Source organism: Kitasatospora sp. A2-31 (assembly GCF_022288725.1).
Taxonomy (GTDB): domain Bacteria; phylum Actinomycetota; class Actinomycetes; order Streptomycetales; family Streptomycetaceae; genus Kitasatospora.
Genome location: NZ_JAKNTA010000015.1, coordinates 43,985 through 56,515, shown reverse-complemented (window position 1 = coordinate 56,515; position 12,531 = coordinate 43,985). Strand labels below are relative to the sequence as shown.

The 12,531-nt window shown below is 72.4% G+C and carries 12 protein-coding genes; 8 read left to right on the top strand and 4 right to left on the bottom strand.

All coding sequences use genetic code 11. The features are described 5' to 3' along the window. The first annotated feature begins 6 nt into the window (after positions 1–6). The 6 genes from MCM47_RS31785 (at position 7) to MCM47_RS31760 (ending at position 7,671) form a co-directional block, all read left to right on the top strand. Positions 7–1,737, top strand: a complete 1,731-nt coding sequence (locus tag MCM47_RS31785; RefSeq protein WP_238865472.1) for a KamA family radical SAM protein — start codon at positions 7–9, stop codon at positions 1,735–1,737. Next, on the top strand, positions 1,734–2,765 hold the full coding sequence (locus MCM47_RS31780; protein WP_238865470.1) for a RimK family alpha-L-glutamate ligase: 1,032 nt from the start codon (positions 1,734–1,736) through the stop codon (positions 2,763–2,765). Before MCM47_RS31785 ends, MCM47_RS31780 begins: the two co-directional genes overlap by 4 nt. Then, complete coding sequence (locus MCM47_RS31775; RefSeq protein ID WP_238865468.1) at positions 2,762–4,027, top strand: AMP-binding protein; 1,266 nt, start codon at positions 2,762–2,764, stop codon at positions 4,025–4,027. Before MCM47_RS31780 ends, MCM47_RS31775 begins: the two co-directional genes overlap by 4 nt. Continuing rightward, positions 4,024–5,316, top strand: coding sequence for an MFS transporter (locus MCM47_RS31770; protein ID WP_238865466.1), 1,293 nt, complete (start codon positions 4,024–4,026; stop codon positions 5,314–5,316). The genes MCM47_RS31775 and MCM47_RS31770 overlap by 4 nt, the downstream gene beginning before the upstream one ends. After that, positions 5,313–6,257, top strand: a complete 945-nt coding sequence (locus MCM47_RS31765; RefSeq protein WP_308222531.1) for an SDR family NAD(P)-dependent oxidoreductase — start codon at positions 5,313–5,315, stop codon at positions 6,255–6,257. Before MCM47_RS31770 ends, MCM47_RS31765 begins: the two co-directional genes overlap by 4 nt. A gap of 160 nt (positions 6,258–6,417) precedes the next feature. Then, the gene (locus MCM47_RS31760; protein ID WP_238865464.1) at positions 6,418–7,671 is read left to right on the top strand and encodes a phenylacetate--CoA ligase family protein; all 1,254 of its coding nucleotides are present in this window, start codon (positions 6,418–6,420) and stop codon (positions 7,669–7,671) included. Positions 7,672–7,713: 42 nt separating this feature from the next. Here MCM47_RS31760 and paaI read toward each other — a convergent pair whose 3' ends face one another. Together paaI and MCM47_RS31750 are read right to left on the bottom strand one after the other, a co-directional pair. Then, on the bottom strand, positions 7,714–8,202 hold the full coding sequence (paaI, locus tag MCM47_RS31755; protein WP_374209243.1) for a hydroxyphenylacetyl-CoA thioesterase PaaI: 489 nt from the start codon (positions 8,200–8,202) through the stop codon (positions 7,714–7,716). A gap of 194 nt (positions 8,203–8,396) precedes the next feature. Beyond that, positions 8,397–9,629 carry a cytochrome P450 gene (locus MCM47_RS31750; RefSeq protein ID WP_238865462.1) on the bottom strand — a complete coding sequence of 411 codons (1,233 nt, stop codon included), beginning with the start codon at positions 9,627–9,629 and terminating at the stop codon, positions 8,397–8,399. Between the two features lie 114 nt (positions 9,630–9,743). Here MCM47_RS31750 and MCM47_RS31745 point away from each other — a divergent pair, with 114 nt between their 5' ends. Continuing rightward, the gene (locus MCM47_RS31745) at positions 9,744–10,340 is read left to right on the top strand and encodes an HD domain-containing protein (protein WP_374209242.1); all 597 of its coding nucleotides are present in this window, start codon (positions 9,744–9,746) and stop codon (positions 10,338–10,340) included. A 224-nt stretch (positions 10,341–10,564) separates the two neighbouring features. After that, complete coding sequence (locus MCM47_RS31740) at positions 10,565–10,954, top strand: VOC family protein (protein ID WP_238865460.1); 390 nt, start codon at positions 10,565–10,567, stop codon at positions 10,952–10,954. Positions 10,955–11,106: 152 nt separating this feature from the next. On the opposite strand, the gene MCM47_RS31735 is transcribed toward MCM47_RS31740, so the two are convergent. Beyond that, entirely contained in the window at positions 11,107–11,322 is a 216-nt protein-coding gene (locus MCM47_RS31735) for a hypothetical protein (RefSeq protein WP_238865458.1), read from the bottom strand. A gap of 225 nt (positions 11,323–11,547) precedes the next feature. Beyond that, positions 11,548–12,213 (bottom strand): TetR/AcrR family transcriptional regulator, encoded by a 666-nt coding sequence (locus MCM47_RS31730; RefSeq protein WP_238865457.1) that lies wholly within the window; start codon positions 12,211–12,213, stop codon positions 11,548–11,550. Positions 12,214–12,531 lie beyond the last annotated feature (318 nt).

Genomic DNA, 12,531 nt, shown 5'->3' with positions numbered 1-12,531 from the left:
GCTCGGATGGACCGCCCCGACCCCGGGCACCCGGAGAACCCGCGCCCGGAGAACCCGCGCCCGGAATCCGAGCGCGCCGAACCGCCGCGCGCCGAACCGCCGCGCACCGAACCGCCGCGCACCGAAGCGTCGCGCACCGAAGCGTCGGTGGGCGCCGCCCGGCCGCGGCAGCCGTACCAGTACGTCCGGACCGCGCTGGTGGAGCCGGACTGGCGCCGGCTGCCGGGTTGGCGCGACGTGACCGACGCCCAGTGGCGCGACGCCCAGTGGCAGCGGGCGCACTGCGTCAAGAACGCCCGCCAGCTGCAGGCCGTCTTCGGTGACCTGCTGACCGGCGACTTCTACGACCAACTGGCGTCGGATCAGGCCCAGTTCGCCACCATGTCGATGCTGCTGCCGCCGCAGATGCTGAACACCATGGCCGCCGACGCCGCGGCCGAGCGGCACGCCTTCACCGCGGCCTTCCTGGCCGACCCGGTCCGCCGCTACATGCTGCCGGTGCACGCCGACCGGCACCCGCGGTGGCCCAGCCACCCCAAGGCCGAGCGCGACTCGCTGCACGAGGCGCAGATGTGGGTGGTGGAGGGGCTGACCCACCGCTACCCGACCAAGGTGCTGGCGGAGCTGGTCTCCACCTGCCCCCAGTACTGCGGCCACTGCACCCGGATGGACCTGGTCGGCACGTCCACGCCGCAGGTCACCAAGACCAGGCTGGTGCTGCGGCCGTTCCACCGGCAGGAGCTGATGCTCGACTACCTCAAGCGGACGCCGACCGTGCGCGACGTGGTCGTCTCCGGCGGTGACCTCGCCAACGTGCCCTGGCCGCAACTGGAGTCGTTCCTGATGCGGCTGCTGGAGCTGGAGACCGTCCGGGACATCCGGCTGGCCAGCAAGTCGGTGGTCGGTCTGCCGCAGCACTGGCTGCAGCCGGAGGTCCTCGAAGGCGTCCACCGGGTGGCCGGGGTGGCCGCCCGACGGTCCGTCAACCTCGCGGTGCACACCCACGCCAATCACGTCCGGTCGGTGACCCCACTGGTCGCCGAGGCGGCCCGGGCGCTGCTGGACGCGGGGGTGCGGGACGTCCGCAACCAGGGCGTGCTGATGCGCGGTGTCAACGCCACCCCCGAGGACCTGCTCGACCTCTGCTTCGCCCTCCAGGGGGAGGCGAACATCCTGCCCTACTACTTCTACCTCTGCGACATGATCCCCAACGCCGAGCACTGGCGCACCAGCGTGCACGAGGCACAGCGGCTCCAGGAGGCGATCATGGGCTACCTGCCCGGCTACGCCACCCCGCGGCTGGTCTGCGACGTGCCGAACCTCGGCAAGCGCTGGGTGCACCAGGTGGTCGGGTACGACCGCGAGCGCGGCATCTCGTACTGGACCAAGAACTACCGCACCGAACTGGAGGTCCGTGCCGCCGGCGGGACGCCGCTGGAGCGGCGCCACCCGTACTACGACCCGGTCGACACCCTTCCGGAGGCCGGCCGCCGCTGGTGGGCCGAGCAGGCCGCACGGTCCGAGCCGGCCGCACGGGAAGGGCAGGCCGCACGGGAAGGGCAGGGCACGCGGCCGGGGCGGCCCGGACGGCGGGGGCTTCCCGCGCTCCTGGCCGCTCCGTTGCCGGCCCCGCCAGCCCTGCCTGTACTGCCGGCCCCGCCGGCCTCCACCTCGCCGGCCGTCCCGGCCCCACGGCCCGCCCCGACCCCGCAGACCACCCCGGAAGGAGCCCGGTGAGCCCCACTAGCCCCGCCCACGACCCCGGCCCGCTGCGCCGGATGTGCTGGATCTTCCCCGACCGCGAGTCCACCCGGATGACCGCCACCTGGCACCACTTCTTCTGGGACCTCTACGCGGAGACGGCCGAGGAGTTGGGCCTCACCTGGTGCCGGCACGCACCCGACGCGGTCACCGTGGACGCCACCGACCCGGCCCGGCCGGTGGTCTACGTGGACGAGGAGCCGGTGACCCCGCAGGACACCCTCTTCATCACCGCGCTCTACTCGCTGCCCTACCAGGCGATGGACGTCTTCAACCAGTACGCGCTCTACGCCGTGCTCGACCAGGCCGGCTTTTACCTGCCGTTCCCGCCGCACATCTCCCTCATCGGCAACGACAAGCTCGCCACCGTACTGCACCTGGCCGACTCCCCGGTGCCGCCGATCCCGACGGTGCGGATCGGCACCGGGCGCGACATCAGCAAGCACCGGTACGAGGTGGCGCTGGGCAACCTCACCTACCCGGCCATCGTCAAGCCCTCCGGCTGGTGCGGAGGCGGCGGGATCAACCTGGCCCGCGGACCGGAGGACATCCGCGGCCTGGCCAGCCTCGCCCAGGGTGGCGACACCACGCTCGTCGTCCAGCCCTACCTCGGTGACGGCACCGTCGACTACCGGGTCTACGTCGTCGACGGCCGGCCCTACGCGGTGATGAAGCGGATCCCCGAACCCGGTTCGCCGGTCGCCAACGCCAGCCGCGGCGGGGCGATGGAGTTCCCGCCGGTGCCGCCCGAACTGGCCGAGGCCACCAGCTACTTCGCCGAGAAGCTGGGCATCCCGTTCTTCTGCGTCGACTTCCTCCACGACGGCGAGCGGTACTGGTTCTCGGAGCTGGAGCCGGACGGCGTGATCGCCCCCGACTGGTCCGATCCCGACCGGACCCTCCAGCGGGACATCACCCGCGCCCGGTTCACCGCCTACCGCGACGGCCACGCCAAGTGGCTCGCCGACCAGACCGCCACCACCCCACGGACGGACCCGCGATGACCGACGCGTTCTCCCTCCCGCCCGAGGCCGTCGAGCCGCACCTGGCCGTCGCCGCCCGCGCGCTCGGCCTGCTGCGGACGGTGCCCGCGCTCGCCCCGCGCTACGCCGGCCGGCCGGCCGGCCTCACCACCCTCGACGAGCTGGCCGCCCTTCCTCCGCTGGTCAAGGACGACCTCAACGTCGCCCTGGCCCACCTGGAGCCGCGCGCCGGAACCGGCGCCACCTGGCTGTTCCAGAGCGGCGGCTCCACCGGCGCCCCCAAGATCGGCTACGCGCCCACCGGCTTCTACATGGCCGGCGTGCACGCCCACTGGCAGCCGCTCGACCGCGACGACACCTTCGTCAACGCCTGGGGCGCCGGCCGGATGTGGGGGGCGCACTTCCTCGCCGCCGCGCTCGCCGACCTCGCCGGCTGCCGGGTGATCGCACTCGGCTCGGTCACCCGGGAGGAGTACGGCGACTGGCTGGGCTTCCTCGCCGACCAGCGGGCCACCGCGATCGGCGGAACGCCCAGCGTGCTGCGGCTCTGGTTCTCGCACGCCCGCGCCGCCGGCCTGAAGCTGCCCGCCCTGCGCAAGGTGATCTGGCTCGGCGAGGCCTGGCAGCCGCAGCTCGCCGAGGACATCGCGGCCGTCTCGCCGCAGGCCCGCCGCTGGGGCATGTTCGGCTCCACCGAGACGTGGGTGGTCGGCACCAACACCCCCGACTGCCCGGCGGACACCTTCCACCCGCTGCCCGAACAGCTGGTCCACGTCGGCCCGGACGGGCTGCTGGACTTCACCACCCTCAACCCCGAGATGCTCAACCCCGTCCTGCGCTACCGGACCGGCGACGCCGGTGAGTTGACCACCTGCCCGTGCGGACGACCGGGCCGGGCGATGCGCGTCCTGGGCCGGCGCGACAGCGTCGTCCAGGTGCGCGGCCTCGGCCTGCACGTGGACGAGTTGGTCGCCCGGGCCGAGCAGGAGCCCGGCGTCTCCCGGGCCCAGGTCGTGATCACCGAGCACGGCGGCCGGGCGACCGGAGTCGACGTCCTGCTGCTCACCCACGGCAGTGCCGGACCGGGCACCGCCGGTGACGCCGCCGTCGACACCGCCCGGCTACGCACCGAACTCCTCTCCGCCACCTTCACCCTCAGCACCGCCTTCCAGCACGACCCGGAGAACTTCCGGGTCCGCGCGGTCGAGGAACTGGTCAGCAACGACCGCACCGGCAAGACCGCCGGCTTCGTGGTCCGCCCGGCCGACCAGGAGGACGCGTGAAGGCCCGGCGCCCCGCCGACCTGGGGCGCGGATTCAACCTGTTCTGGGCCGGACAGACGGTCAGCGTGGTCGGCGACCGGGTCACCGTCTTCGTCGTCCCCACCCTGATGATCTTCGTCCTGCACGCCTCCGCCCTCCAGGTCGGCATCGTGGCGATGGCCCAGTACCTCGGCATCCCCCTGCTCGGGCCGGTGGCCGGCGTCCTCGTCGACCGCTGGAACAAGCGCCGGACCATGCTCACCTGCGACCTGATCCGGCTGGCCGCCGTCGCCGTGATCCCGGTCGCCCACTGGCTGGACGTCCTCTCCACCCCGCTGCTGTTCTGCTGCGTCGCCGTGATCAGCGGGGCGACCATCTTCTTCAACATCGGCTACCTGATCGCCGTGCCGGCCGTGGTGGAGGAGGACCAGATGGTCCGCGCCTACTCCCGGCTGGAGGGCAGCGGCTCGGTCGCGGAGGTCGCCGGCCCCTCCATCGCCGCCGCCCTCTACGGCGCGCTCGGCGTGGCCGCCCTGCTGGTGGACGCCGCCAGCTACCTGGTCTCCGCGGCCTGCTTCCGCCACATGAGCCCGTGGGGCGAGCGCGCGGTCGTCGAGGGAACCGTCCGGGACCGGCTGACCGCGGGCTTCCGGATGAACTGGGCCGACCCGGTGCTGCGCCGCGTGGTGCTGGCGGCCGTCACCCTCAACTGCGGCGGGCCGGTCTTCGTGACCGTGCTGCCCGTCCTCGCCTACCGCGGCCTGGACGTCCCGGTCGGCGTCTTCGGCGCGGCGATGTCCGTCGGCGCGGTGGGCGCCCTCGCCGGTGCCGTCGTCGCCCCGCGGATCAGCGCACGGTTCGGACTGGGCCGCACGCTCGCGTGGGCCCTGCTGCTGCACTGCCTGGTCGGCCTCGGCGTGCTGGCCGCGCCCACGCTGCCGGCCGGGCCCGTCATCGCCGTGACGATGGGCTGCTACGGGTTCTTCATGTCCTGCATCAACGTCTGCAGCGCGCCCACCCGGCAGTCCCGGATGTCGGCCGAGCACCAGGGCGTGATGCACGCCGCCTTCCGCACCGTCACCTGGGGCGTGATCCCGCTCGCCGCCCTGCTCGGCGGGCTCGCCGTCTCGGCCCTCACCGGGCCCCTGGGCGTCCTGGACGCCGCCCGCTGGACCATGGTCGGCGGCACCCTGCTCGCCGCCTGCTCCTTCCTGCCCGCGCTCGGCATCCAGTCCCGCCTCGACGCCGCCGAGCGGGAACGGAAGCAGCCCGCCGACCCGCAGCCCGAGCTCACGGAGACAGCGCCGTGAGGGCCGGTGGGGAGGGCGTCGTCGGCGCCGGCGGGGACGACGACGTGAGGGCCGACCGGGACGGCGCCGACGGCGCCGCGCGCGGCCGGGTCGTTCTGATCACCGGCACCTCCTCCGGCATCGGCCTGGCCACCGCCGTCGCCGCCGCCCGCGCCGGCTTCACGACCGTCGCCACCCTGCGCGACCCGGCCCGTGCCGGGGCGCTCACCGAGGCCGCGGCCCGGGCCGGCGTCACCCTCGACATCCGCCCGCTCGACGTCACCGAACCCGCCTCCGTGGCCGCGTGCGTCGACGGCGTCGCCGAGACCCACGGACGCCTCGACGCGGTGGTCAACAATGCCGGCGTCTCCAACTTCGACCCGACCCTGGAGATGTCCACGATGGACGCGCTGCGGGCCAACCTGGAGGTGAACTTCTTCGGCGTCATCGCCGTCAGCCGCGCCGCCCTGCCGCTGCTGCGCGCCTGCGGCGGCCGGCTGGTGACCATCGGCAGCGTCCACGGCGTCGTCGGCCAGCCCTTCAACGAGGCCTACTGCGCGGCCAAGTTCGCCGTCGAGGGCTTCATGGAGAGCCTCGCCCCGGTCGCCGCGGCGCACGGCGTGCGGGTATCGGTCGTCGTCCCGGGGTTCGTGCCGGACACCGAGTTCGGCGTCTTCCCCGACATCAACCGCAGGACCATCGAGGCCGCCTCCGGCCCCTACGCTCCCACCTTCGCCGACTACCTCGCCTGGGTCGGCGGCCAGGGCTGGGAGGCGGCCGGACAGCCGGCCCGCGAGGTCGCCGAGGTGGTGGTCCGCACCCTGCGCGCCGAACGGCCCGCCTTCCGCGTGCCCACCAACGACTGGGCCGCCGAGTACCTGGAACAGAAGCTCGCCGACCCGGACGGCGCCGCCGTCCAGACCCTCGCCCGTACCTGGATCGGCCGCCCCGACCCCGGCTGACCTCGTCGGAGCGACACCCGAAAGCGGCCGGCCCCGCCGAATCCCGCCGCTCCGAGTCCCGCCGCTCCCAACCCGGTCGTCCCGAGTCCGGTCGTCCCGAGTCCCCCGCCGCCCCGAGTCCCGCCGCTCCGAGTCCGGCCGTCCTACCGAGGAGAGTCCCGTGCCCGCCAAACCGCTGCCCGAGCTGGTCGACTTCGCCCGGCGCCACTCGCCCTTCTACGCAGAGCTCTACCGTGACCTTCCCGCCCGCGTCGAGCACCTCCACCAGCTCCCCGTCATCGAGCAGACCGCCTTCTGGGCCGCCAACTCCTGGCCGGACAACCGGCTGCTCACCGGCCCGCTGACGGACGCCGGCGTCTACAAGACCGGCGGCACCACCGGCGTCCCCAAGTTCTCCCCCTGGACCCGCACCGAACACGCCGACTCGGTGACCGCCTTCGGCGCCGGCCTCGTCCGGGCCGGCCTGCGCCCCGGTCACCGGGTGGCCAACCTCTTCTGCGCCGGCGAGCTGTACGGCGGCTTCCTCTACATCGAGAACGCCCTGCACCACGCGCCCGTCGACAACGTCCGGCTGCCGGTCGCCGCCGCCCCCGACGCCTACGTGGCCGCCCTGATCGAGGACTTCGGCGTCGACGTACTGGCCGGCGAGCCGATGAAGCTCAGCTCGGTCGCCGAGCACCTGGTCAAGCATGGCAAGGCCGCCGAACGCGTCGACCTGCTGCTCTTCGGCGGGGACCTGCTCTTCGCCGACCTGCGCCCGATCCTCGCCCGGGCCTTCCCCAGGGCGGCCGTCGCCTCGATCGGCTACGCCTCGGTCGACGCCGGCCTGGTCGGCGCCCCGGTGCCCGGCGACGACGTCCGGGTGCACGAGGCGTTCGCCGACCGCACCGTGGTGGAACTCGTCGACGACGTCACCGGCGAGCCGATTACCGCCCCGGGCACGGCCGGCCGGGTGGTCGTCACCAACCTGTTCCGCACCCTGATGCCGATCCTGCGCTACCCGACCGGCGACCGCGCCGAGTGGATCGACGGAGAGTGCCGGCGGTTCCGGCTGGTCGGCCGGTCGGTCGAGGGCGCCAGGGTCGGCACCGTGGCCATGCCGACCGAGGAGATCCGCGGCGTCCTGGTCGCCCACGACCCGGAGCAGGCCATCTCGGGCATGCAGCTGGTCCAGCGCCGTTGGGACGGGAAGGACGGCCTGATCCTCCGGCTCGGCTGCACCGAGGAGCCCCCGCCGGGGCTGGGGGAGCGGCTGGTCGAGGCGGTGTACCGGGCCCGCCCGCTCTACCCGGCGGAGGTCGCCGCCGGCGCCATCCACCACCTCACCGTCGAGTGGGTGCCGCGCTCCGGGCTCACCACCAACCCGCGCACCGGCAAGCTCCAGCAGGTCGTGGACGAGCGTCCGCCGGCCTGATCGGCGACCCGGCGGGTGGCCCGGGGCGGGACGGGACGCCGGTCAGCCGGTGTGCGGCTTCCCCGCCAGCATCACGCTCTGCCCGCGGAACTCCGCGACCACCTTGGCCGCGGAGTTCCGCACCGTCACGTCGTAGATCCCGTTGCGCCCGGACCGGACCCGCTCCACCGCCTCGGCGGTCAGCTCGTCCCCGACCGCCGCCGGCGCCAGGAAGGTGACCTGCGCCGCCTGCGCCACCGTCACCGGGCCGTAGCTGTTGCAGGCGTAGGAGAACGCCGCGTCGGCGAGCAGGAAGAGGAAGCCGCCGTGCGCGATGCCGTGGCCGTTCACCATGGTCGGGCCCACCGTCATGCGCATCCGCGCCCGCCCGGGGGACACCGCGTCGAGCGCGATGCCCAGACTACGGCAGGTCTCGTCGCGCTCGTACAGCGCGGCCATCCGGGCGTTCAGTCCGACCGCCCCCGTTTCCCCCGTGGTGTCGGCGGTGTCCGTGGTCTCCGTGGCGTCGTGGTCCGTGCCGTGCGCGCCCATGACTTCCTGCTTCCCCCGGGAACAGCCCGAAACGGTCGGTGTGCCGTGCATGTGCCGTGTGTGCCCTGCGTGCCCTGCGTGCCGTGGTGCACGTCGTGTGCGTCGTGTGCCGCACGGCACAGGCATTACATCGATCACCGTGACGGGCTGTCAACGGTCCACCGGCTGAACACCGGTCGGCCGGCCCTCCCGCTCTACGAGCGGCGGCCCGACCGGTCGGGTCCGAGCCTGACCGGCAGTTCCCGGTGACCGTTGGAGATCAACGACTCCAACGGCCGCAGCCGGGCGCCGGGCGCGAAGGCGGCCTCGGGGAAGCGCTCGAAGAACAGCCGCAGCGCGATCTCCGCCTCCATCCGGGCCAGCGGCGCGCCGAGGCAGAAGTGCACTCCGTTGCCGAAGGCGAGGTGGTCCTTGACCGCGCGCAGGGCGTCGAAGACGTCGGCGTCCTGGCCGTGGACGCCGGGGTGACGGCCGGCGGCGGCGTACGAGGCGAGGATCGCGTCGCCCCGCGGGATGGTCGGCCCGCCGGGCAGCTCGATGTCGGCGACGGCGTAGCGCAGCGGCAGGTGCGCCACCGGGGCACTGTGCCGCAGGCTCTCCTCGACGACGTCGCTCCACGAGGCTCGCCCGGCGCGGACGTGGTCGAGCTGGCCGGGGTCGGCGAGCAGCGCCGCGACGGCGTTGTCGATGAGGTTGACGGTGGTCTCGTAGCCCGCGGAGATGACCAGCAGGAGCGTGTCGAGCAGCTCCTGCTCGGTCAGGGCGGTCCCGTCGCCCTCGGTGTCGCGGGCGGCGATCAGCAGCGAGGTCATGTCGTCGCCCGGCGCGGCGCGCTTGGTGGCGATCAGCTCGGCGAGCATCGCGTACAGCGCCTCGGTGTTGGCGTGGGCCTGCTCGACGGTGAGGGTGGTGTCGAAGACGTTGTCGACGTTGCTGCGGAACCGGTGCTGCAGCTGCTCGGGCAGCCCCATCAGGTGGCTGATCACCTGGATGGGCAGCGGGTAGGCGAGGCGCTCGCGCAGATCGGCGGCCTCCCCGGCGGGGGTCGTGGCGAGCTCGTCCAGCAGGGCGGCGGTCATCTGCTCGATCCGCGGCCGCAGCGCCTGGATCCGCCGGGCGGTGAACGCGCCGCTCACCAGGCGGCGCAGCCGGCGGTGGTCCGGGCCGTACGCGGTGAACATGCTGCGCACCGCCACCCACAGCGCCAGTGGCCAGGTGCCGACCACCTCGGGCAGCTGCGGCCAGTGCCGATGGGCGTCCTTGGAGACGCGCGGATCCTTGAGCAGCGACTGCAGGACGGCCGGATCGGCGACCGCCCACGCCTGGACCCCCAGGACGTCGACGCGGGTGGCGGAGTTGTTGTGCAGGACGGCGCTCTCGGCGTCCCGGTCACGGCCGGCAGGGTCGAGGACGAGCGGCGGGTTCACACGGACTCCCTTCGGGTGCGGTCAGCAGCTCGTAGCGTTCTACGAACCACCGCCCCGCGAAAGACCGCCCCGCCAACCCTCCCCTCCCCGACATCGCGCCGCTACCCTGACGCGGTGACAACCGTGAACGCACTGTCGATCGGCGTGGACGACACGCACGATCCGCCGCTTCGGCCGTTGCCCCTGACGGTGGCCGAGCTGCTGCAACGGCTGGATGCCCCACCTCGTCTCGTCGCCCACCTACGAGCCGTGCACGACGTCGCGCGGCAACTCGTCGACTGGGTCGAGCGGCAGCATCCGGAGCTGGCCTTCGACCGCGCGGCCGTGCTCTACGGCGCTGCAACCCACGACATCGGCAAGATCCTCCACACCGCCGAGCTCTCCGGCCCCGGCGCGGAGCACGAAGAGGCCGGGCGAGAGCTTCTCGCCGAACACGGCGTGCCGGCAGAACTCGCCCGCTTCGCCGCCACTCACGCCTCCTGGAGCGAACCGGGCGTCGGGATCGAGGATCTGCTCGTGAGCCTTGCCGACAAGGTCTGGAAGAACAAGCGCGTCTCCGACCTCGAGGACCGGGTCGTGGCCGAGCTCTCACGGGCCGGCGCGCGGCCCGCCTGGGAGGAGTACATGCACCTGGACGAGGTCCTCGTCCGCATCGGGGACGGCGCCGACGAACGACTGGCCTATCAGATGTCGCACCCTCTGCGGTACTGAACGCCGGCGCCGGACGGGACGGGTGCACCGCGGCTGCGCCGATCGAGTGGAGTGCCGTCCAGGTGATCCGTCCCGTCGCCGCGCGGGCCGCGCTCACGCCGCATAGCCTGGTCGCGATCCCCGTGCCGTCGACGGCCGAGTGGGGCCCCCGGCTGTCCGAACACCGGAACTCCCGGGCTCATCGCCAGCGACGGCTCAGGCCCGACGTACCGGAGAGCACCGCCATGAAGATCCACCTCACCAGCGTCTTCGTCGACGACCAGGAGAAGGCGCTGCGCTTCTACACCGATCTGCTGGGCTTCGTGAAGAAGCACGACGTCCCGCTGGGCGGCACGGACCGGTGGCTCACGGTGGTCTCGCCGGAGGAACCGGACGGAACCGAACTGCTCCTGGAGCCGTCCGGCCACCCGGCGGTGCAGCCGTTCCGGACGGCGCTGGTCCGGGACGGAATCCCGGCCGCCTCCTTCGCCGTGGACGACGTTCCCGCGGAGTTCGAGCGGCTGCGCACGCTCGGGGTGCACTTCACCCAGGAACCGAGGGAGATGGGCCCGGTCACCACGGCGGTCCTGGACGACACCTGCGGCAACTTGATCCAGATCGTGCACAGCCAGTAGGACGTGCCCGGACCGAGCGGACGGCTCAGAGCTCCTCGACGCCCGGGCAGTGGCTCCGAAGGTCGTCGAGGACGCGTTCGTCGGCGGCCCTGACACGTCGGTGAGGGCGACCACCGGCACGCCGTCGGCGAAGCCGCGGGCCTCGGCGTCGCTCAGCTGGCGGGACGGGTGGTCAGCGACAGCAGGGTCACGGGGTCCAGCCCGGGGCCGGCGAGGGAGCGCTCCAGCTCGTCGCAGCGAGGATCCACCCTCTCGTCGACCTCGACGCGCCAGGTCAGCCGGAGGCCGAAGCTGCCGAGCCGAACCAGCAGTTCGGCCATCGTCACGTCGTGGCGTCCCTGCCAGACGGGGAACAAGATCCCCTTCATCCCTGCCCCCCGTTCAGCCACATGCCGTGGTGACCGTTCCCGTCCCGGAGCCGTCCACCCTGGGCGCCGGGACGGACCACGTCACAACGGGTTTACGCCGCACGCGCCGGGGCCCACCCTACCGGTCGAATTGTGGCGGGCATGACAATCCTGTGTGGCTGGCGGGACGGCGAATGCGTTGTGCGACTGGGTGGTTGGGGCGCGTCTCCGCCGTCGTGTGGGTGCTTATGGGTGGGGGGTTGGTGTGGTGAGGATGCCTTGGAGGATGAGGTTGAGGGTGGTGTGGAGTTCGTTGGTGAGTTGGCCGGGGGTGGTGTGGGGTTGGCCGCACCAGCGGTAGAGGGTTCCGAGGTAGAGGTCGCGGAGGGCGTGGCCGATTTGGTGGGGGGTGAAGTGGGGTTTGAATTCGTTGTGGGTGATGCCCTGCTGGGCGATGTGGGCGAAGAGTTCGGCGAGGTAGGGGTCTTCGAGAAGGGGTCGGCCGGCGCGGACCCAGGCCATGAGGAGGGAGTTGGTTTCTTGTTGGTGGGTTTCGTTGATTTGGCCGAGTGCGGTCATGCAGTGGCGGAGTTGGTTGACGGCGGTGTCGGTGGGGGTGGGGTTGTGGGTGTCTTGTTGGTTGTTGGTGGTGTGGGTGAGGGTAGCGAGGAGGGTGTGGCGGCGTTTCTCACCCCAGGCGCCGAGGAGGTCTTCTTTGCGTTGGAAGTAGTTGAAGAAGGTGCCGCGGGCGACGTCGGCGCGTTCGGCGATTTCGTCGATGCTGGTCTCGTCGTAGCCCTGTTCGGCGAAGAGGGTGATGGCGGCGTCGTAGAGACGTTCTTTGACTTTGAGTTTGTTGCGTTCGCGGCGGCCGAGGGGGGTGGGTTGGTCGGTGGTGGTGGGGTGTTGCATGGGTGGGTCCGTTCTGGTTGACGGCTGGAAGGCCCGGGGTGTCCTTCCGTGTGGGTGGACCACAGTTTAACTATGTTTCGGGGTCAAAGTTGATGGGTGGTGGGGTTGGGGTTGGGTGGTGTGGGGGGTTGGGGTTGTGGGGGCTGCCCGGGCGGGTTCATGGTGGGGCGATTTGTATAGGTTTGGCCGGTTTCAGGGCTGGTTCAGGGCTGCTGCGGGGTGGGGGGTTGGTCGGGTGGTCGGGTGGGTTGGTGGTAGTGGCGCTGAGGGGTTGGTTGGTGGTGGGGGCGGTGCGGTGGGCCTGGTGGGGGGGGGGGG